The organism is Luteibacter aegosomaticola (genome assembly GCF_023078475.1).
GTDB lineage: Bacteria > Pseudomonadota > Gammaproteobacteria > Xanthomonadales > Rhodanobacteraceae > Luteibacter > Luteibacter aegosomaticola.
In genome coordinates this window covers 3,771,865-3,791,257 of the sequence record NZ_CP095741.1, presented here as the reverse complement: position 1 = coordinate 3,791,257, position 19,393 = coordinate 3,771,865, and the positions used below count along the sequence as shown (strand labels likewise).

The 19,393-nt window shown below is 64.9% G+C and carries 17 protein-coding genes and 1 tRNA gene; 7 read left to right on the top strand and 11 right to left on the bottom strand.

The window, feature by feature from the left end:
• The first annotated feature begins 1 nt into the window (after position 1).
• The 4 genes from L2Y96_RS16895 to L2Y96_RS16880 all read left to right on the top strand — a co-directional run bounded on the left by L2Y96_RS16895 (position 2) and on the right by L2Y96_RS16880 (position 4,667).
• Complete coding sequence (locus tag L2Y96_RS16895; RefSeq protein ID WP_247328491.1) at positions 2-355, top strand: Spx/MgsR family RNA polymerase-binding regulatory protein; 354 nt, start codon at positions 2-4, stop codon at positions 353-355.
• Between the two features lie 15 nt (positions 356-370).
• Positions 371-1,501: a succinyl-diaminopimelate desuccinylase gene (gene dapE, locus L2Y96_RS16890; RefSeq protein WP_247328489.1), complete on the top strand. Its 1,131-nt coding sequence runs from the start codon at positions 371-373 to the stop codon at positions 1,499-1,501.
• A 100-nt stretch (positions 1,502-1,601) separates the two neighbouring features.
• Positions 1,602-3,122, top strand: a complete 1,521-nt coding sequence (locus L2Y96_RS16885) for a hypothetical protein (RefSeq protein WP_247328487.1) — start codon at positions 1,602-1,604, stop codon at positions 3,120-3,122.
• A gap of 87 nt (positions 3,123-3,209) precedes the next feature.
• Positions 3,210-4,667 (top strand): hypothetical protein, encoded by a 1,458-nt coding sequence (locus tag L2Y96_RS16880; protein WP_247328485.1) that lies wholly within the window; start codon positions 3,210-3,212, stop codon positions 4,665-4,667.
• Between the two features lie 27 nt (positions 4,668-4,694).
• Here the strand turns inward: L2Y96_RS16880 and L2Y96_RS16875 are convergent, their stop codons facing one another.
• Entirely contained in the window at positions 4,695-7,037 is a 2,343-nt protein-coding gene (locus L2Y96_RS16875; protein ID WP_247328484.1) for a penicillin acylase family protein, read from the bottom strand.
• A gap of 6 nt (positions 7,038-7,043) precedes the next feature.
• A complete protein-coding gene (locus L2Y96_RS16870; protein WP_247328482.1) occupies positions 7,044-7,829 on the bottom strand; it encodes a phosphodiester glycosidase family protein in 786 nt (261 codons plus the stop codon).
• A gap of 136 nt (positions 7,830-7,965) precedes the next feature.
• On the opposite strand from L2Y96_RS16870, the gene L2Y96_RS16865 reads away from it, so the two are divergent.
• Positions 7,966-8,454 carry an NUDIX hydrolase gene (locus L2Y96_RS16865; RefSeq protein WP_247328479.1) on the top strand — a complete coding sequence of 163 codons (489 nt, stop codon included), beginning with the start codon at positions 7,966-7,968 and terminating at the stop codon, positions 8,452-8,454.
• 46 nt (positions 8,455-8,500) lie between these two features.
• Here the strand turns inward: L2Y96_RS16865 and parC are convergent, their stop codons facing one another.
• A complete protein-coding gene (gene parC, locus L2Y96_RS16860) occupies positions 8,501-10,741 on the bottom strand; it encodes a DNA topoisomerase IV subunit A (protein ID WP_247328476.1) in 2,241 nt (746 codons plus the stop codon).
• 186 nt (positions 10,742-10,927) lie between these two features.
• The gene (locus L2Y96_RS16855) at positions 10,928-11,944 is read right to left on the bottom strand and encodes a proline iminopeptidase-family hydrolase (protein ID WP_247328473.1); all 1,017 of its coding nucleotides are present in this window, start codon (positions 11,942-11,944) and stop codon (positions 10,928-10,930) included.
• A gap of 168 nt (positions 11,945-12,112) precedes the next feature.
• Between L2Y96_RS16855 and L2Y96_RS16850 the strand changes: the two genes are divergently transcribed.
• Positions 12,113-13,444 (top strand): acyltransferase family protein, encoded by a 1,332-nt coding sequence (locus L2Y96_RS16850; RefSeq protein WP_247328471.1) that lies wholly within the window; start codon positions 12,113-12,115, stop codon positions 13,442-13,444.
• On the opposite strand, the gene L2Y96_RS16845 is transcribed toward L2Y96_RS16850, so the two are convergent.
• The gene (locus tag L2Y96_RS16845) at positions 13,377-14,210 is read right to left on the bottom strand and encodes an endonuclease/exonuclease/phosphatase family protein (protein ID WP_247328469.1); all 834 of its coding nucleotides are present in this window, start codon (positions 14,208-14,210) and stop codon (positions 13,377-13,379) included. The genes L2Y96_RS16850 and L2Y96_RS16845 overlap by 68 nt on opposite strands.
• A 173-nt stretch (positions 14,211-14,383) precedes the next feature.
• On the opposite strand from L2Y96_RS16845, the gene L2Y96_RS16840 reads away from it, so the two are divergent.
• Complete coding sequence (locus L2Y96_RS16840; RefSeq protein ID WP_247328468.1) at positions 14,384-14,830, top strand: hypothetical protein; 447 nt, start codon at positions 14,384-14,386, stop codon at positions 14,828-14,830.
• 15 nt (positions 14,831-14,845) lie between these two features.
• Here L2Y96_RS16840 and L2Y96_RS16835 read toward each other — a convergent pair whose 3' ends face one another.
• From L2Y96_RS16835 to ftsY, 6 genes are all read right to left on the bottom strand, one after another.
• Complete coding sequence (locus L2Y96_RS16835; protein ID WP_247328464.1) at positions 14,846-15,379, bottom strand: hypothetical protein; 534 nt, start codon at positions 15,377-15,379, stop codon at positions 14,846-14,848.
• 284 nt (positions 15,380-15,663) lie between these two features.
• Positions 15,664-15,739: transfer RNA gene (locus tag L2Y96_RS16830), tRNA-Phe, on the bottom strand.
• A 66-nt stretch (positions 15,740-15,805) separates the two neighbouring features.
• Positions 15,806-16,084 carry an oxidative damage protection protein gene (locus tag L2Y96_RS16825; RefSeq protein WP_247328461.1) on the bottom strand — a complete coding sequence of 93 codons (279 nt, stop codon included), beginning with the start codon at positions 16,082-16,084 and terminating at the stop codon, positions 15,806-15,808.
• Positions 16,081-17,127: an A/G-specific adenine glycosylase gene (gene mutY, locus L2Y96_RS16820; protein ID WP_247328458.1), complete on the bottom strand. Its 1,047-nt coding sequence runs from the start codon at positions 17,125-17,127 to the stop codon at positions 16,081-16,083. The genes L2Y96_RS16825 and mutY overlap by 4 nt, the downstream gene beginning before the upstream one ends.
• Positions 17,124-18,167: an AsmA family protein gene (locus L2Y96_RS16815; protein WP_247328456.1), complete on the bottom strand. Its 1,044-nt coding sequence runs from the start codon at positions 18,165-18,167 to the stop codon at positions 17,124-17,126. Before L2Y96_RS16815 ends, mutY begins: the two co-directional genes overlap by 4 nt.
• A 21-nt stretch (positions 18,168-18,188) precedes the next feature.
• Complete coding sequence (gene ftsY, locus L2Y96_RS16810; protein WP_247328454.1) at positions 18,189-19,334, bottom strand: signal recognition particle-docking protein FtsY; 1,146 nt, start codon at positions 19,332-19,334, stop codon at positions 18,189-18,191.
• Between the last annotated feature and the right edge of the window lie 59 nt (positions 19,335-19,393).

Sequence of the window (19,393 nt, the reverse complement as noted above, 5' to 3'; positions counted from 1 at the left end):
GATGGCCACCACGCTCTACGGTTTGCCGAACTGCGACACCTGCAAGAAGGCGCGCAACTGGCTCGACCGCTTCGGTGTTGAATACGCCTTCGTCGACTACCGCGCGAACCCCGTGCCGCCGGCCACGCTGAAGGCGTGGTCGGAGCAACTGGGCGGTTGGGAAAAACTGATCAACAAGGCGTCGACGACGTGGCGCACGTTGCTTCCGCAGCGCAAGGATCCGCGCACGGACCCGGAGTGGACCTTGTTGCTCAAGGAATACCCCGCGCTGATCAAACGGCCAGTGGTGGTTTCCGGCGATGACGTGAGCGTGGGTTTCACCGATAACGCCTTCAAGAAGCGCTTCGGCAAGTAACGGTACCTGATCGCCATGTCCGACGTTCTCGCTCTTACCAAAGACCTCATCGCCCGCCGCTCCGTCACGCCCGACGATGCGGGGTGCCTGCCGCTCATCGCCGCGCGCCTGGCGGCGCTTGGTTTCCACATCGAACACCTGCGCTTTGGCGATGTCGACAATCTGTGGGCCACCCACGGTGGTGCCGGCCCGGTGCTGGCCTTCCTTGGGCACACCGATGTCGTACCCAGCGGCCCTGAAGAGAGCTGGGCCACGCCGCCGTTTGAACCCACCGAACGGGACGGGCTGCTGTATGGCCGCGGCGCCGCCGATATGAAGGGCTCGGTGGCGGCCATGGTCGTGGCGCTGGAGCGTTTCGTTCGTGAGCAGCCGGCCCATGCCGGTACGGTCGGCCTGCTGCTCACCAGCGATGAAGAGGGGGTTGCATTGCATGGCGTGCGTGAGGTTGTCGAGCATTTCGCCGCGGCCGGCCAGCGCATCGATTACTGCGTGGTCGGTGAGCCTTCGGCGAAAGCGCGGCTTGGCGACCTGATTCGCGTGGGGCGCCGTGGTTCGCTGTCGCTCACCTTGACCGTGCGTGGGGTCCAGGGCCATGTCGCCTACCCCGAGAAGGCGAAAAACCCCATCCACATCTTCGCGCCCGCGCTGGCTGCGCTGGCCGCCGAGCGCTGGGATGAGGGCAACGCCGATTTTCCGCCGACCTCGTTCCAGGTATCGAACATCAACGCAGGTACCGGCGCGAACAATGTCATCCCCGGCGAACTCGTCGCGCTGGTGAACTGGCGTTTTTCCACGGCGAGCACAGCCGAGGGTCTGCGCGAGCGTGCGGAAGCCATCCTCCAGGCGCATGGCGTGGATTACGCGGCGCACTGGCACCTGTCCGGCCACCCCTTCCTGGCGGCACCGGGCGGCCGCTTGCGCGAGGTGGTGGCGAGCGTATGCCATGACCTGTGCGGTATCGATCCGGAGCAGAGTACCGGTGGCGGCACAAGCGATGGTCGCTTCATCGCGCCCATGGGGGCTGAGGTGATCGAGCTTGGCCCTGTGAACGCCACCATTCACAAGGTCGACGAGTGCGTGTCCATCGCCGATCTGCAGCGCCTGCCTGATCTGTACGCGGAAATCTGTAAGCGCATGCTTACCTGAGCACGGCTGGAAGCCTGACGCTGGCTAGGGGTTTTTCCGGATGGTGGACCTGGCGTAAGGCCGGCCACCATGTCGGCTTTCCCGCTGCAACAGGTACACCATGCGAAACCGATGCGCACCATGGATGGTGCTTTGCGCCCTGCCGGCCTGGCAGGCGCACGCGATCTCCGTCGAACAGATCGACGCGCCGCACGTCGTCCTGCTCACCGTCGATGAAACGGACGATACCGCGAGCGTCCGCCGGCGTATTCGTGCACTTGTCGATGAAGGCCACCGAACGGCGCTCACCGGAACGCCCGCGGCATTAGCCCGGGTACAGCCGGCATTCGCAAGGGTATGGCCCACCACCAACACCATCGTGCTTGATCCCGGCGTGTCGCTTGGCATCTCCGGGTTTGATGCAGAGGATGAAAGCGCGCGTCGCCACACGTTGCAGCAGTGGCCGTGGAGCCACGATTTCCTGGACGATCCCTTGCCGCTGGAAGTGCGTGCCCTGCCGACGCCCGAAGGTGGCCGTCACGTCGAATTCAGCGTCATGGCAGAGTCTCCCTCGGAGGTTTGCCGCGGCTTCAGCCGGCAAATGGCTGCGACGCTATTCGACGACTCGGTGCCCACGCCTGAGCAGCGCAGGGCATTTCGCCGCGAGGTGCGCCGTTGGTGCCAATACGGGAACCTCTCCGCGCACACGGCCGAGCCGGCGCAGTTCACGATCGAGCCGTTTGCCTCGACCCCGGATCTGCTTCTGACACTCGTTTCCGAGTGGGCGTTGGTGCGTTCCGAAGATCCGATCGACGGGCGCAAGGCAAGCTACCTGTTCTGGTTCAAGACGATGGGCGAAGGGGCCGGCACGGGTTTCGGCCGCAGGCACGGCACCGATGCCTGGTACGACCCGGTAACGGGTGCCATCTATGGATTAATGGACGTCGCCCTGCATTCGGGCTGGGGGCCTATCGAGGGTCGTGATGTTGTCACCGCATGGCCGTTGAATTCGTCGTTCCCGCATACCGGTAACGTCCACGTATTCCGCTGTGATGCTCCCGAGGCCTTCCGGCCGCTGGATTGCCCGGCGGCGTTGCTGCTTCGAAAGCTGTTTCCCGGCGATTCGGTGGACGACCGGGTCAATACCTCCGTGGGTGAGTCCTTCACGATCGGCGGCGACGCGAAGATCTCCCGTTCCGCGGGCAACGATGGAAAGGCGGCCACCTCGTTCGCGTTTGGCCTGAACATGGCACGAGCTACGACACGCGGCAACCAGGTGGATCTATCGCTGGTGCATGCCCGAAGCAATGCCGATACCCGGTTCTACCGCAGTACCTGGTTCCTCCCCGACATTCCCGCCATCCAGCGCTGGACCGAGGCCCAGAACCACACCGGTAGCCTGGCAAAGGCCACCGGCCTGGCTGCCACGCTTAACCCGCGGTATGAGGTGATCTGGGAGATGCCGCTCGCCGGCAACGCGGGCCGTACGATCCCCTACCACACGGTGTACGAGGCCGGCTGGAACGTCTGCATCAACGGCACGCACTGTCTCGACTACAGACGCCCACCCATCGCTGGCTTGCCCCGCAAGGCACGCGTTGGCTGGTCCGATTCGATGGTCATTAACCTGCCTTCGCGCTAAGTGCTGGCGAGGCAAGGAATGCCAATGAATTTCAAGTACGTTTTATTTCTTGCAAGCAGCCTCGTGCCGGCAGCGGGCGCTCAGGCCATGTCCGAAAGGGTGCTCGAGCCGGTATCTGTCGTGGTCATCACGGTGGATCACACCGATGCAGTCGAGGCCGTGGTCGATTACATCGAAGCGTTGGTCGATAGCGGATCACGCGTCGCCCTTACCGGGGACCCTCGGGTCATCGCCCGGATGCGCCCGCCCTTTGCGCGGGCATGGCCGGCAACGAACACGGTCGTACTTGATGCCTCGGCCACGCTCGGCATATCGGGTATCGATGCGCGAGACGAGACGGAGCGCGATGCCCTATTGCAGCGTTGGCCCTGGGACCATGACGTCCTGCCTCATGCGGGCGGGACCGTCCGTCGGGCGCCCGACGAAGCCGTGCGGCGACGGCAGCACGTTGAGTTCAGCGTACTCGCGACGTCGCCATCCGCTGTCTGCGGTGCGTTTAGCCGGAACATGGCGGCGGCGCTGTTTGGGACGGCGACGCCCGGTGGCGCGACACGCCGCGCTTTCCGCCGGGAGGTACGGCGCTGGTGCCAATACGGAACGCTTTCATCGCACGCCGCTGAGCCTGCGCAGTTCACCATCGAGCCCTTCCGTCATGCGGACGAGGTGGTGCTCAACCTGGATACCGAATGGGCGTTGATGCGAAACGAGCCGACGGAGAGCGCGGAAAACACGACCTACATCTTCTGGACACGGACCATGGGGGAGGGCGCCGGTACCGGTTTCAGCCGGAGGCACGGCTCGGACGGATGGTACGACCCGGATACCAGGGTGGTTCGCGATCTCCTTGACGCGGCCATCCACTCGGGTTGGGGGCCTATCGAAGGGCGGGACGTCGTTACCGCGTGGCCGCTCAACTCGTCGTTCCCGGCCGTGGGCAATGTGCACGTCTTCCGTTGTGATGCGCCGAATGCCTTCCGCCCGTATGAATGCCCGCTAGCGCCCAGGCTGCGGAAGCTGTACCCCGACGACACGCACGACGGCATGGTGACGGTCTCCGCCGGCGAGGCGCTGAGTGTCAGTGGCGATGCCGGCGTGACCCGCACCGTCAGCACGGATGGCGCGTCGACGCATGTCACGCTGGCCATGAGCGTGGGGCGCGCCACGTCGTCCACGACGCAGGTGGCGCAGGCATTGGTCGACATTCGTAGCAACGCAGACACCGTCTCGTACCGGAGTACGTGGTGGCGGCCTGATGTCCCCGCGATACAGCAGTGGATCGATGCGCGGAAACATAGCGGTAGCCTGGTGAAGGCCACGGCGCTGGCGTCCACACTGAATCCGCGGCACGAGATGGTCTGGGAGCTTCCGCTGCGCGGGAACAGCGCACGGGACCTGCCCTATCACGTGGTTTACGAAGCGGGTTGGAACACCTGTATCAACGCGACGCACTGCAAGGACCACAGTCGTTATCCCATGCCGGACCTGCCGGTGAAGGCACGCGTGGGCTGGTCGGATGGCATGGTCCTGACGCTGCCGCGCGACTGAGCATCGCCGAGCTGTTCGCCCGAGGTATTAGTGACGGGGTGTGATCGTCAGCGTATGGGCGGTATCCCCGGGCAGGAGCGGTGTCAGATGCCCGGCCACCCACTCATCATGGCCGGCGCCATGGAATGGCGATAACGGGTGGCCGCTCTGGCCGCCCGGCATTTCCAGATAGCTTTGGTCTTCGTGGCCTGGCGATATCGCAAAACGTTCCGATGCGCCGAATGCGGGGGCCTGAACGCGCGGCATATCGGCGTCGCCGGGCAGCGGATCGGCCGGCATGTCGAGGTAGCGCGATATCCAGCCGGGCAGCGCAGCAGAGAGTGGATGGGCGATATGCGCCCTGTTCTGATCGCCCCACGTGCGCGCTTCCAGGCCGCCCGTGGAGGTGCTGAGATCATCCACCGTCTTGCGCGCCGCCGCAGCAAGCAGTTCGTCCCAATTTGTCCATCGCGGGTCGAGCAGATGCATGGGACGTTCGCCCAACATCATCCAGATGGCGCCTTCGGCTGTCGTTCCGCGTGGCCACGTGAAATCGGGGAAACGGGCCCTGGCGCGCGCCGTGAATGGTGCCAGCACAAGATCTCGCACGTTCTGCCGGAACGTCCGCACGACACGGTAATCGACACTGTCGATCGCCGCGTGGCCGCTCCACGTGGCGGTCGCGCGACGCATGGCATCGAGGCGCGCGTCGGGCGTGCTCGAGAGAGTTGTGCGCAACAATCCGTACCATCGCGTGAGAACGACCGCGCGATCGTCAAGCTGGATCGACAGCATGTCGCCGGGCACGAAGCGATCGCGTGCCCGCAGGTCATCGCGAATCTGCTGGGCACGTGCGCCCGCATCGTGCCCCCCGTTGCCGAGCAGCGCGAGAGCGTCACCGCCCACGGTTCGGTTGTTCGCCGTCCACAAGCGGCCATCCGCGGGATCGACGATCCGCGGGTAGCGCGATGCGTCCGCGAAGCCGGCCCAGCCGGGTGTTCCAGCCAGCCGCAACGGAATGGCATTTCCAATCACCGTCCAGGCGATGCGGCCCGCGTGGTCACCCACCAGCAGGTTTTGTGGCGGCATGCCGGCCCGCGCCGCTACGTCGAGCGCCTCGCTGGCGTCCCTGGCGCGCTCGAGCCCCATGATGCCCAGGTTGAATGCGTCGGGACGGTGCGCGATCCAGGCAAGCGCCAGGGGCGAACCGTCGACGTCCGTTGCGGCGAGCGGGCCCCATGCGGTGTCTTCGACCTTCAGGTGCCTTGGTTGGCCACCGGCTACCTCAATGAGTTCGTCATGCACATCGAACGCGGCGCTGCCGCCGGCCGTCGCGTAGCGGGCCGGGTTGGTGGCATCGCGCGTCACCCGCACGAAGTCCATCCAATCACCGTAGCTGTTGGTGAACGCCCAGGCGACCTGACCATTCGATCCGGCGACCAGCGCCGGCGTGCCGGGCAATGTGACGCCGTTGAGGTCGCGCATGCCACCCGGTGCCGTGGCGTCGGGAAAGCGAATGCGTGCGCGATACCAGATGTCCGGTACGCGCAAGCCAAGGTGCATGTCATCCGCGACGAGTGCCGCGCCCGTCTCGGTCAGGTTGCCGGCGACCGCGAAGCTGTTGCTGCCGGGCATGGCATCGGCCGGGATGTGCACGGGTTGTGCGGCGACGCGTGCCTGCTGCCGCAGGTCGATCACATCAGGGCCGGGAAGCACGATGTCGGGCGACCGTGATCCGTCCAGGGGAGCTTCCCAGGTCGGGTCAGGCGCGGCCAGGGTATCGACGAGGCGAGCGGGTAGGACCGCGCGAAGCCTGGCGAGGCCGAGTTCGCGCCCATTCGTGCCGTCTTCGTTGAGGTCGAGGTACATCGCGCCCAGGGTGAGCAAGCTGTCTTCGCTTCGCCATGGCTTGGGTGCCTGGCGAAGCAGCAGGTATTCCCACGGGCGGACGCGAAGTTGCCCGAGGCCCGCGTTCACGCCGTCGCGGTAAGCGTCGATGAGTGCGCGTTGCTCGGGAGGAAGGAAGGCGTAGGCCGCTTCGGCGACGGCGCGCAAGCGATGTACGCGATGGCGAAGGTCGACATCGACGGCTTTTTCGCCTACGAGGGCCGCCAGTTCACCCGCCGCCACACGGCGCTGCAGGTCCATCTGGAAAAAGCGGTCCTGCCCATGGGCAAAGCCGAGTGCCCATGCCGCGTCACGGCGACTTGTGGCCTGCACGGTCAGCGTCCCGCGTGCGTCTCGCGCCAGCGAGACCGGAGCCGTGGGCCCTTGCAGGGCCAGCGTCCCGTCCAGTCGCGCGAGGCTACCCGATAAGGCGGCGTAGGCCCCCGCTGCCGCGAGCAGTACCAGGAAAAGGCAACCGATCAGCAGGCGACGGAGGATGCGCATGGTGGGTCAGCGCCGCTTGGGGAAAACGGCGACCATGCCGGCGTAGGGCTTGGTCATGAAGGCGGGGGCGCCCGCGTAGCCGTCACGCGGGGTCCACGCCTGGGAAATGGTGCCATCGAGGAACAAGGCGTCACGGCAACCCAGTTCATCGCGGAACAGGCGAGCGAATGCGTGGAAATTGACCGGTGCGCGGCTCACCACGAAGACCACATCGTGCGGGGTCCGGGCGCAAACGCCGCTGCGCCACTTCATGCTGTCGGAACCGTTATCGAATTGCGTATTCACTTCGCCATCGATCACGAGCATGGGGCCGGATTGCGTCGCCCAGCGCGGTTTGCGTGCCGCTGCGCGGAAGGCCTCGGTGGTACGAACCTCGGCCGTGCCGTCGTCGTAGACGGCGAAGACGCCGTTGGGCAGGAGCGAGAAATTGCCCGAGCGCGGGTTGCCGTGGGCGAGATTCAGCGGAACGATGGCCTTGCCGTCCTCCACATACAAGCCCAGGGGCCGGAAATCGCGGTCGTAGATGCCGGCGTTGGTTGCAAACGCGAGAGGGCGGCCTTTATCGGCGGTCCAGGCTTTCAGCGCTTCCAGGCTGGCGAACGGCTGGCCGTTGTCCGGATTGCGCCAGAACAGCTCGATATCTTCCTGCCGCGTGTCGACGGCGACGACGTAGTACGACTGGCTGTCGAAAACCAGTTCACGGCTATCCACGGCGTCCGCCGGTGCGGCGCAGCCAATGGTCAGGGCGGCGAAGCTTGCAAGAGCGAGGCAGCGGAGGAGGAGAGTGGCCATGCGGCGGATACGGCGGTGGGGCATCCACCGATGTTCGCCGGGCAGGTGGGGGTGGTGCAAGGGCTGGCGCGGGGCAAATCCATGGTGCATGCCGGGAAGGCGTAAACTCCGGGGTTTATCCCCCGCCACCCTCGCCATGCCCTATACGCCAATTGTCGCCACCCTGGGCTACGTGCTCTCGCCTGATGGCCAGCGCGTGCTGATGATCCATCGCAATGCCCGCAAGGATGACCAGCACCTGGGCAAGTACAACGGCCTCGGCGGAAAGATGGAGCCAGGTGAAGACATCGCCGCCTGCATGCGACGTGAGATACGCGAAGAAGCGGGCATCGAGTGCCTGGAAATGAGCCTGCGCGGCACGCTCAACTGGCCGGGGTTTGGCAAGAACGGCGAAGACTGGCTCGGGTTTATCTTCGTCATCACCCGCTTCGAAGGTGAGCCGCTTTCGGAAAATCCGGAGGGCTCACTGGAATGGGTGCGTGCGGATCAGATTGAAGCGCTACCCATGTGGGAGGGTGACCGGAACTTCCTTCCCCTCGTCTTCGATGGCGATCCGCGTCCGTTCCATGGCGTCATGCCCTACAAGGATGGCCGCATGGTGTCCTGGAACTACACCCGGTTGTAATGGCCTTCTGTAGGAGCGCGCTTGCGCGCTCCTACAGAACTCAGGCTCAGCCCGTGGTTTCGATGCGCTCCACGCGGCGCAGGCCGCGCGGCAGGACGCCGCCACGGGTCGCGCGGCTGCCACCGTATTCCACCAGGTCGGCCCACTTCAGCGTGAGCTTGCGGGCGCCGGCGTACATGGTGACCTCGCCCTTCCCCTCGGTGACGACGGCGACGCCCACGACGCGCTCTTCAGCCGATGCCAGCTTGGCCTTCGGGATCTCGATGAGCTTGTTGCCCTTGCCCTTGTCGAGTTCCGGTAGCTCGGCCACGGAGAACATGAGCAGGTGGCCCTCGCTGGTAACGACGACGATGCGATCCCGAGAGGGGTCCGGGGTAATGGCCGGGTTCAGCACGCGGGCGCCGTCGCTCAGCGAGATGATCTGCTTGCCGGCCTTCTGGCGGCCCGTGAGCGCTTCGAAGCGGGTCACGAAGCCATAACCGAAGTCGGTGGCAAGGATGATCCGCGTGTCGTTATCCGCAGCCACCACCGCGTCGAAACGGGCGCCGGATGGCGGGCTGAAGCGGCCCGTCAGCGGTTCGCCGTTGCCGCGGGCGGAGGGCAGGGTGTGTGCGGGGGTGGCGTACGCACGGCCGGTCGAATCGATAAAGGCGACCTGTTGCGTGGTGCGGGCGCGGGCGATGGCCGCGAGTGCATCGCCTTCACGGTATGACAGCGCCTCGCCGTCGATATCGTGGCCCTTGCCGGCGCGAACCCAGCCCTTCTGGGAAAGCACGACCGTCACCGGCTCGGACGCAACCAGAGCGCTTTCGTCCAGCGCCTGGGCGACAGTGCGTTCGATCAGCGGCGAGCGGCGCTCGTCACCAAACTTCTCGGCATCGGCGCGCAGTTCTTCCTTGATCAGGCCTTTCAGCTTGGCCGGCGACTTCAGCAGGACATTGATGCGCGCACGCTCTTCCTCGAGCTTGTCGCGCTCCTCGGTGATCTTCATCTCTTCCAGGCGCGCGAGCTGGCGCAGCTTGGTTTCGAGGATGTAATCGGCCTGCTCGTCATCAAGGCGGAAGCGGCTCATGAGCACCGGCTTCGGCTCGTCCTCGGTGCGGACGATGCGGATCACCTCATCGAGATTGAGGTAGGCGATGCGCAGCGCTTCGAGCATGTGCAGGCGGCGCTCCACGCGGCCCAGGCGGTGGTTCAGGCGGCGGGTCACCGTATCGGTGCGGAAGCGCAGCCACTCGGTGAGAATCGTCTTCAGATCCTTCACCTGCGGGCGGCCATCCAGGCCGATCATGTTCATGTTGATGCGGAAGCTCTTCTCCAGATCGGTCGTGGCGAAGAGGTGCTGCATCATCTCGTCCACGTCCACGCGGTTCGAGCGAGGCACGATGACAAGGCGGATCGGGTTTTCGTGATCGGATTCGTCGCGCAGGTCTTCGATCATCGGGAGCTTCTTCGCGCGCATCTGCGCGGCGATCTGCTCGAGGATCTTGGACGGCGAAACCTGGTGGGGCAGGGCAGTGATGACGATGTTGCTGTCATCGCGCTCATAGATGGCGCGTGCACGCACCGAGCCGACGCCGGTCTGGTACATCGCGGCCAGCTCCCGGCGAGGCGTGATGATCTCGGCCTTGGTCGGGTAGTCCGGGCCCTGCACGTGCTCGCACAGGTCGGCGATGGTGGCCTCGGGGTCATCCAGCAGGCGGATGCAGGCGCTGGCTACCTCACGCAGGTTATGCGGCGGGATATCCGTGGCCATGCCCACGGCGATGCCCATGGAACCGTTCAGCAGGACGTGAGGCACGCGGGCCGGGAGCCAGGTGGGCTCTTCCAGCGTGCCGTCGAAGTTCGGCGACCAGTCGGTGGTGCCGTGACCCAGTTCCGAAAGGAGCACCTCGGCGATCGGCGTAAGGCGAGACTCGGTGTAGCGCATGGCCGCGAAGCTCTTCGGATCGTCCGAGGAGCCGAAGTTGCCGTGGCCGTCCACCAGCGGGTAGCGGTACGAGAACGGCTGGGCCATGAGCACCATGGCCTCGTAGCAGGCCGAATCGCCGTGGGGGTGGAACTTGCCGATCACGTCGCCGATGGTACGGGCGGACTTCTTCGGCTTGGCCTGGGCGCCCAGGCTGAGCTCGCTCATCGCATAGATGATGCGGCGCTGGACCGGCTTCAGCCCGTCGCCGATGAACGGCAGGGCACGGTCCAGCACCACGTACATGGAATAGTCGAGATACGCGCGCTCGGCGTAGTCCTTGAGCGGGATCTGTTCGTAATTGGCTTGCAAATTCATGGTTTTAGCGATCCGGCAGCGCGCCGCGGCGCGTCGTTAACCGGAGGATGGTGCCAGAAACAGGTCTCAGGAGCGAAGACTGGTGCTAGCCCATCGGCCTCTCATCGCGCCCAGGCGCGCTCCCAGTGGGTGTCCCGGGGGCTACGCCACCCGGGGTAGGAGCGCGCTTGCGCGCGATGTCGCCCCTCAGTGCGTCCCGGCGTCCGTATCCTTGAGGAACTTCACCAACCCGGTGAAATACGTCTGCTGGTCGTCGTACATGGCCAGGTGGGCACCCTTGGGGCACAGGAGGAAGTGCCCGTTCGGCAGCCTCTTCGACATGGCCTCCATGTACTTCGGATCCATCGTGTCGTACGTGGCGCCGATGACCAGGGTAGGTACCTTGATCTTCGCCAGGTCCTTGCTGCGGTCCCAGTGCAGGAGCTTGCCGCTGGCACCTAGTTCGCTCGGGCCCTGCATGGAGACATAGATCTGCTCGTTGATATGGCCGAACGAGCGGGTGACGGGTTCGGGCCATTGGTCCGCGGGCATGCGTAGCACGTGCTGCTCGTAGTGCATGGGCATCAGGATTGCCATGTAGGCGGGGTCGTCGGTCTTGTGCTCGCGTTCCATCCGCTGCACTTCGGCCAGCTTCTTCGGATCCATGGCCGGCATGAGCACGGTCTTCGCGTAGACGTTGTAGGCCGGGATGCTGTCGACCATGTTGGAGATGATCAGGCCCTTCAGGTGTTGCTGGTACTTAAGCGCGTACTCGATGGCCAGCACGCCGCCCCAGGAATGGCCGAGCAGGTAGAAGTTGTCCTTGTCCAGGTGCAGTGCCTGGCGCACCTGCTCCACTTCCTCGACGAAGCGCGGGGTATCCCACAGCGATTCGTCGGTGGGCTTGTCACTGAACGCCGAGCCGAGCTGGTCGTAGTAGTAATACTCGATGCCCGCACCGGGAAAATAGCTGTCGAACGCCTCGAAGTACTCGTGGGTCGCACCCGGGCCGCCATGCAGCAGCAGGACCTTGATCGTCGGGTTATTGCCCACCCGCTTGGTCCACACCCTGAATTTTCCCTTGGGTGTATTGATCGTGATCATTTTTACGCCACCCGACAGGGTGTCGTCGTGGCCAGTGTTATCAAAGTACGACGGCGGCGGCGCGGCTTGGGCCGCGAGCACGGTGAAAACGAGCAACAGCAACGTAAACAGACGGCGCATGGGCCCTACCTCCCCGGAAGATATTGCGACTATCACCTCACGCCCTCCGGCCCGCAAGCCATCACGCAGGTTTGATCTTCCCGAAGGTTCCCCAACGAGCTAGCCCCCTGTTCACCCAAGGGCCAAGCCGGGGCTGTTTGTATGGTCGTTTTCGCAGCCGGAAGATCGATGCGCAAAGACCTTTCCGCCGATGGCCTGCGCGGCCTGGCCGCGGTCAATGTGTTGCTCTGCCACCTGTGCCTGGCATTCCTGCCCGGCGGCTTTGCCTACATCTATCCGGACACGACGACGCCTGGCGCCATGCACGGGGTGGTTGAACATGTTCTCGCGTTCCAGCCGCTATCCGTGCTGTGGAACGGCCAGTTCGCCGTCTGCATTTTCTTCGTGCTCAGCGGGTATGTGCTGACCAAAGCCTTCCTCGTCTCCGGCGATCTTTCGGTGGTGCGTTTGCGGGCCTCGCGGCGCTATCTGCGGCTGGGCGTGCCGATCTTCGGCTCGGTGATGTTCGCGTGGGTCGTCATGGCGTTGGGCTGGAGCCATGCGCGGGAGGCGGGTGCGCTGTCCGGTTCGACATGGCTGGCGGACTTCTGGAAAAAGCCGCCCGACCTGCTGGAAGCGCTACGTGACGGTGTATACGGCACCATTCTCGGCGGATGGTCGCGGTTCAATCCCACCTTGTGGACGATGAAGATTGAGCTGCTCGGCTCGCTTTTCGTATTCGCATACCGGGCGCTTGCAGTACGGCCGCGTGACAGCGCGCTTGAGGTAACGGGAGCATCGCGCGCGAGCGCCCTCCTACAGCAAGTGCTGTGTCTTGCTATGGCGATGGGCATGTTGGGATGGTTCTTTCCGAACGATTGGCCTTACTACGCTGCCTTTCTTATCGGTAGCCACGTTGGGGAAGTGCCGCTTGCCCGGTCCAGGCCATTGCTTGCCGGCCTGGTCGCCGCGGCCGTTGTTTGCGGCGGCTTCGACGTATCGCCGTGGTACGACTGGACCCGTGTGCTCCCCCTCGACGACAACGTGCGCAAAGCGGCGTTCAACGTCGCGGGTGGCGTGATGCTGCTTTACGTCGTTCGTTGCGGCCTGTTCGATCGCGTGCTGCAGGGGAGGGCGGCACAGTTCATGGGGCGCATTTCTTACGCCTTTTACCTCGTGCACCTGCCCATCCTGCTGAGCTTCTCCGCGTGGTTCTATACCGTGCTCGCGGGGCGGCTGGCGCTCGATCCGGTGGCGGCGGCTCTCGTCACCTTACCTGTCACCTTTGTGGTCGTCATCGCCGCCGCGCTGCTGTTCGATCGTTCGTTCGACCGCTGGGGCATCCAGCTATCGCAGAAGGTTTTCCCCGGCACGCCACGCAACCGCATGCCCACGCGCTTTCGCTACATCGGCAGGAGCGGCCCTGGGCCGCTCCTGCACGGGCACGCTGGCTTCAGAGCGCGAAGTCGGCTTGAACGGGGAAGTGATCGGACGGATACCGCCCATCCTTTGAGATCGTGATCGTCTCGACGCGCTTCGGCTCGAGCCCGCGATACAGGATCCAGTCGATACGCTTGGTTGCCTGCCCGGTGAAGTTATGGAAGGTTTCCTCCGGCCCCTTCTTCTCGGGGGCCGTCATCCATGCATCCTTGAACGTAGCCGTCAGCATGCGGTGGGCTTCGCTATCGGGGCCCGTATTGAAATCGCCCGTGATGACCACCGGCGTGCCTGCCGGGAGCTTCTTTACCCATTCCGCCATCTCGTGCGCCGACTTGGTCCGCGCATCTTCATCGTTGTCGCGGTATGGGTAGTGCGTATCCAGCAGATAGAAGCGTTTGTGGTCGGAGAGGCGTTCGAACAAAGCCCAGTTCACCATGCGCGGAAAAATATTGCCCCAGGTGATGCTGGCGACTTTGTCCGGTGTATCCGAAAGCCAGAAATCGCCGGATTTAATGAGCTTAAGGCGATCCTTCCGGTAGAAGATGCCCATGTGTTCGTCTTTGTGGCCGCCAAAGCGATCCCGGCCGAACCAGGCGAATTGGGGCAGGCGCGCGACCGTGTCGTCACCTTGCTGCTGGGCCAGTTCCTGGGTGCCGATTACATCGGGATCCATCTGGCGGATGGTGTCGGCGAAGAGATCCTTGCGCATCTCCCAGCGGTTCGGGCCATCGGGACCGGTAATCGTGCGGACATTGAAGGACATGACCTTCAGGTCGTCGGCGGCCACGGGGCCAGCGAAAACGGCGGCCAATGCGGCGAGGAGGGCGAGGTTGCGCAAACGAAGCATGCGGTCGGCTTCCTGTGGAGAAGCTCCCGACTATAGCGACGTAACGTGGCACTCGCGCGTTACCGAGGTCACGGTCCGCGCGCTGGGGCATTTCGTCGCGAACGGCGGTCGGAGGCGGCGGAGGCAGGGGGCGTGAGGCACAATGGCGGCCTGAATCCTCGCAGGAGCCCGCCATGGCGGAGCAGAAATCCAACGGCCGCCGTACCGTCGTCATCGTCGTCGGCATCGCGTTCCTCGCATCGGTCACCACGTTGATCCTTGCGCTGACGGCCTCCCATGGTGCCCGGCAGCGCGACGCGGCGGCGATTACCGCCGATGGGGCTGACCTGCATGGCGTGGTCGGGGATTGGCGCGCACAGGTCGCGCGGGCCGCCGCGGCGGCGCCCGATCAGCGCGAGGCCGCCATTGGGGTGCTCAAGCAGCAAGCGGACGCGGTCAGCGCGTGGAAGCCGCGCACCCCTTGCGGCCAGGAAGCGCGTGATCGCCTGCGTGCCGCCATGGACACTCGAGTCACCAGCCTGCTTCGGTCGACGCCAGGCACCGTGCAGGATGAAATGGCCATCGTCGATGACGCCCTGCGAACCTGCGCTGCGCAGGCGGGCAGGGACGTCGAGGGCTGAGGCTCCCCGGGCGCGCTATTCGAACCAGCGCGCCACTTTTTTTGCGCCGCCCTGCACGAGCCATGTTCCTGCGGCGCCTATGGCAGCGGTGGTTGCGCTGGCGGCTAAACCAAGCGTCTTCCACGAGGGCATCGCCTGAATCCGGCAAGCGAGCACGCTAATCTGCGTGGATAGGTCCGCGGTACGGGCGCTCATGTCCGACCGCCATTCGGCAAGGCCTTTGGTCGCTTCTTCGACGCGAGCCATGCGTTCGCCCAATAGGCTGACGCTCTGCTCGACCTTTTCGAAGCGCGTATCCATCTTGCCAAGGCGTGCATCGATCCCGTCGAAACGCTTGTCGATGCCGTCGAAGCGCTTGTCGATGCCGTCGAAACGCTTGTCGATGCCGTCGAAACGCTTATCGATGCCGTCGAAACGCTTATCGATGTCGCCAAGGCGTTTGTTGATGGAGTGCAGCTGGTTGTCGATGCTGCGAAGTACGATTTCCAGCATAGGGTTATCTGCCTCAAGGCTAGGTGTTTCGTAGGGCTCGTAGGGGCCGTGGGCCACATCGCCAGGCTCGGCCGATAGCTTCGTAGCGATAGGCTGGTAAGCGTATGCAAGCTCGGCGTCCATGTGTTTCCCCGGCGTGTGGTGGCTCGTCTTTTCGATGAGGCAGCACGATGCCACGTTGACGGGTTTAGGTATGTAGGCATTCACCGAGTTGCGTGTAAGCCACCCGCAGTCAGCGGTGTGGTGGTTTACCGCATTTGGGGTGGGCGACCGCGGCGGCCAAGGTTAGGGGGGCCGTAGAAAAGAAAAAGCCCGCTCAAGGAGCGGGCTTTCAAAAGAAATGGTGGCTCGGGACGGAATCGAACCGCCGACACGGGGATTTTCAATCCCCTGCTCTACCAACTGAGCTACCGAGCCACTAGTGCCTGCAGTATCCGTTGCGGCGTGTGGAGCCGCGTATTAAATCGGGTAGTGGGCCCGGCGTCAAGCCTTTTCATCCGGCGGCACGTAGCCGGCGGGTTGGGTGACATCGCCGCCAAAGAAATACTTCTCCATTTCGCCCGAGAGAAAAGTGCGGGTCTTCGGGTCCAGCGGCGAAAGGCGCATCTCATTGATCAGCATGGTCTGATGCGCGAGCCACTGGGCCCAGGCTTCCTTCGACACGTTGTCGTAGATGCGCTTGCCAAGCTCGCCCGGCCACGGGGCGAAATCGAGGCCTTCGGCATCACGGCCGAGCTTTACGCAGTGAACCATGTGGCTCATGGGGATATCTCCGGGAGATTGTCGAGCAGGGTGCGCACGGGGGCCGGCAAGCCCAGGTCGGCCAGATCGGCAGGCGCGCACCAGCGCCTTTGGGTGCCTTCGGCCACGCGTGCGCGAGGGGCGGCATGGTCGAACAGGATGGGGGAAACGTCCAGCCGGTAATGGCTGAACACATGGGTAAAGGCGGGCAGGGGATCGGGCGCACCCACGCGCGCGATGGCTGCCGCGGCCTTCGGCGCGCTATCGGCATCCACGGCTTCTGGAAGACTCCACAGTCCAGACCAGACGCCGGTAGCCCCGCGGCGTTCGAGCAGGACGCGCCCACTCGCATCGCGTAGCAACAGCATGGCCACCGATCGCGTTGGGATCTTCTTGCCGGGCTTTGCCGTTGGCAACACAGCTACGAGACCATCGCGGTGGGCCACGCAGGTCGCTGCCTGCGGGCAAAGCAGGCAAGCGGGCTTGCTGCGTACACAGACCGTCGCACCCAGATCCATGATGGCCTGCGTGTAGTCCGCGGTACGTGTCGCCGGGGTGTGTTCATCAGCGTGGACCCAAAGGCGCTTCTCAATCGCGCTCTCGCCCGGGAATCCGGCAATGCCGTGATAGCGCGTGAGGACGCGCTTGACGTTGCCATCGAGGATCGGGAAGCGAAGCCCATAGGCCTGGGCGAGGATCGCGCCGGCTGTAGATCGGCCGATGCCCGGTAACGCCATCAAGGCATTCAGCTCACGGGGCAGTTCACCACCATGCTGCTCGACGCAAAGCTGCGCGGCGCGATGGAGGAACCGTGCGCGGCGGTAATACCCCAGGCCAGACCATAGCGCGAGGACGGTGTCCTCATCCGCGGTGGCAAGGTCCCGCAACGTGGGCAAGCGCTCGACAAAGCGCTGGAAATAGCCAATGACGGTAACGACCTGGGTCTGCTGGAGCATGATCTCCGAGAGCCACACCCGATACGCATCGCGCGGGTGCTGCCAGGGCAAGTCCTTGCGTCCGTGGTGATCAAACCAGCGGAGCAGTTCTTCGGCGAAACGATTCACAGCGTGCCACCGGCCGCGCCAGTGGACGAGGCAGGGACAGGTACGTTCGGCGTAGCGCGAACGCGCAGGCCCTGGATCTGAAGGCTACCGGCGTCGATGGTCTGCACGTCCGCGCTCCCCAGCACGGGAGGAAGTGCCGGTGCCCCGCCAGCCTGCATGGCAGACCACCAGTCGGCCAGGGCAATGGGCGGCACGCGCAGGTCGGCGTGGCCGGCATCGCCGTCGAGCTTAAGGGCTACGTACAGCGGGTCTTCCTGGTTTGCGGGTGTCACGTCGAGCTTCATGGCGTAAGGCGGGGCGTTCGGCCGGGTAAGCGTCCCGGTGAGGGAGGCGCCTACATCCGCGCCGCCACGCCACGTTGCCGCGCCGTTGAGGCGCGTATCGAAATGTGTGCGCGATGACGCGTCGAGCGTGACGTCACCGAGTGTGAGCACGCCGTCGTGCAGCGTCGGCAAGGTAGCCAGCACGAGCTGGTACGGCTGGCCATCGGCGGTGCTCGCCGCGAGCGATACGTTGAAGCGCCGCCCACTGGCGAGACGGCCGGCATCGGCTTCCACGTCGGAGAGCACGAGGCGATTACCGCGCAACAAGGTGCCGCGGGTGATCCGGAAGCCAGCGTCGATCGTCGGCAGGGTGGCGCCGGCCGTGCTTGCGCGCTTAGGCAGCGTGTCGAGGTATGTCGATACCGCATCGATATCGATGCGTGCGCCTTCCACTTCGAGCCGGGAGATGCTCGTGTCGCGGCCCATCAGCGTGCGCCAGGGCAGGACGAGTTTGCCGCGTGACGCCACGATCAGCGGCGTGCCGCCCGTCGGACCACGCACGGTGACGCCATCCAGTTCCAGGGCGGGCTTCGGCCATAGGGTCGGGGTGGCGGGGCTCGCGAGCGTGAGCGACAGCCCCACGGCATTTGCCCGGGCTTGCAGAAGCGAGGTGAACCGGTCCGGCTGGAGCACCACGTACGTGGCGATGATGGCCGCGATGACCAATGCGGCCAGGAAACCGCCCGCCGCCAGCAGGAATGTCCGCAGTCGATTCATCGTGCCGGCGGCCGCGTGCCGTCAGCCGCCGAGCGAGGCGGGCAGCAGGCCGTCGACAAAAGCCTCGGCTTCGAATACGCGCAGGTCGGTGGCGGTTTCGCCAAGGCCCACGTAGCGGATGGGCAGCCCAAACTCGCGAGCGAGAGCGAACATCACGCCGCCCTTGGCCGTTCCGTCCAGCTTGGTCACGACAAGGCCGGTGACGCCGGCCGTGTCCCGGAACTGGCGGACCTGGCTGATCGCGTTCTGGCCGGTGGTGCCATCGATGACCATGAGCACCTCGTGCGGCGCGCCGGTATCCAGCTTCTTCATGACCCGGACAATCTTGCCCAGCTCGTCCATCAGGCCGCCCTGGGTATGCAGGCGGCCGGCGGTATCGGCGATAAGCACCTTGGTGCCACGCGAACGGGCGGCCTGCAGCGCATCGAAAATGACGCTGGCGGCATCCGCATCCTGGCCCTGTGACACCACGGGCACCTTGTTGCGCTCACCCCAGGTCATCAGCTGCTGGACGGCTGCTGCGCGGAAGGTATCGCCCGCGGCAAGCATGACGGCGCGGCCTTCGTCGCTATAACGACGCGCCAGCTTACCGATGGTGGTGGTCTTGCCCACGCCATTGATGCCGACGGTGAGGATTACGAACGGTGCGTGGGCACCCACGTCGAGCGGCTTCTCCACCGGCTTGAGCAGGGCGACCAATTCCTCGCGAAGGGCCTTCAGCAGCCCCGATGCATCCGCGAATTCACGTTTGTGCATGCGCTTGCGCAGGGCTTCGACAAGCTTCGTGCTGGCCTCGACGCCGACGTCAGCGGTGATGAGCGTCGTTTCGAGCTCGTCCAGAAGGTCGTCGTCGAGGCGTGCGTTGCGTGCGAAAAGCGAGGTCAGGCTCTTGGCGAAACCGCTGCCCGAAAGACGCTCACGCCAGCTACGGCGGGCGGGGGGCTGGGCCGTTTCCGCCAGGACCTGCTGCGCCTCAGCGGCAATGGCCGCGTCTTCCACCTCTGCCTCGACCTCAGGCGCGGAAGGCTCCGGTGCCACGGTTTCGGCAAGGGCCTCGGCCATGGCGGGCGTGCTATCGAAGGCCACGGGATTCGCGGCCGGCTCAGCGCGCTCGTCGGCGGGCGTTGCGGCGGGGTCGGCGGGCTTCTTCTTCCAGAACTTGAGCATTGCGCGGGGGATTCGATGACAATAGACAAATGCTAACACTCCCGCCCCCTCTGGCCGCT

Excerpts from the sequence above, each read along its gene's own strand:
- L2Y96_RS16850 (WP_247328471.1), top strand. The coding sequence starts at position 12,113 with ATGCGCAAAGACCTTTCCGCCGATGGCCTGCGCGGCCTGGCCGCGGTC.
- L2Y96_RS16815 (WP_247328456.1), bottom strand. The coding sequence starts at position 18,167 with ATGAATCGACTGCGGACATTCCTGCTGGCGGCGGGCGGTTTCCTGGCC.
- L2Y96_RS16865 (WP_247328479.1), top strand. The coding sequence starts at position 7,966 with ATGCCCTATACGCCAATTGTCGCCACCCTGGGCTACGTGCTCTCGCCT.
- L2Y96_RS16845 (WP_247328469.1), bottom strand. The coding sequence starts at position 14,210 with ATGCTTCGTTTGCGCAACCTCGCCCTCCTCGCCGCATTGGCCGCCGTT.
- L2Y96_RS16840 (WP_247328468.1), top strand. The coding sequence starts at position 14,384 with ATGGCGGAGCAGAAATCCAACGGCCGCCGTACCGTCGTCATCGTCGTC.
- L2Y96_RS16870 (WP_247328482.1), bottom strand. The coding sequence starts at position 7,829 with ATGGCCACTCTCCTCCTCCGCTGCCTCGCTCTTGCAAGCTTCGCCGCC.
- L2Y96_RS16880 (WP_247328485.1), top strand. The coding sequence starts at position 3,210 with ATGTCCGAAAGGGTGCTCGAGCCGGTATCTGTCGTGGTCATCACGGTG.
- L2Y96_RS16855 (WP_247328473.1), bottom strand. The coding sequence starts at position 11,944 with ATGCGCCGTCTGTTTACGTTGCTGTTGCTCGTTTTCACCGTGCTCGCG.
- L2Y96_RS16895 (WP_247328491.1), top strand. The coding sequence starts at position 2 with ATGGCCACCACGCTCTACGGTTTGCCGAACTGCGACACCTGCAAGAAG.
- L2Y96_RS16825 (WP_247328461.1), bottom strand. The coding sequence starts at position 16,084 with ATGAGCCACATGGTTCACTGCGTAAAGCTCGGCCGTGATGCCGAAGGC.
- L2Y96_RS16885 (WP_247328487.1), top strand. The coding sequence starts at position 1,602 with ATGCGAAACCGATGCGCACCATGGATGGTGCTTTGCGCCCTGCCGGCC.
- parC (WP_247328476.1), bottom strand. The coding sequence starts at position 10,741 with ATGAATTTGCAAGCCAATTACGAACAGATCCCGCTCAAGGACTACGCC.
- dapE (WP_247328489.1), top strand. The coding sequence starts at position 371 with ATGTCCGACGTTCTCGCTCTTACCAAAGACCTCATCGCCCGCCGCTCC.
- L2Y96_RS16875 (WP_247328484.1), bottom strand. The coding sequence starts at position 7,037 with ATGCGCATCCTCCGTCGCCTGCTGATCGGTTGCCTTTTCCTGGTACTG.
- ftsY (WP_247328454.1), bottom strand. The coding sequence starts at position 19,334 with ATGCTCAAGTTCTGGAAGAAGAAGCCCGCCGACCCCGCCGCAACGCCC.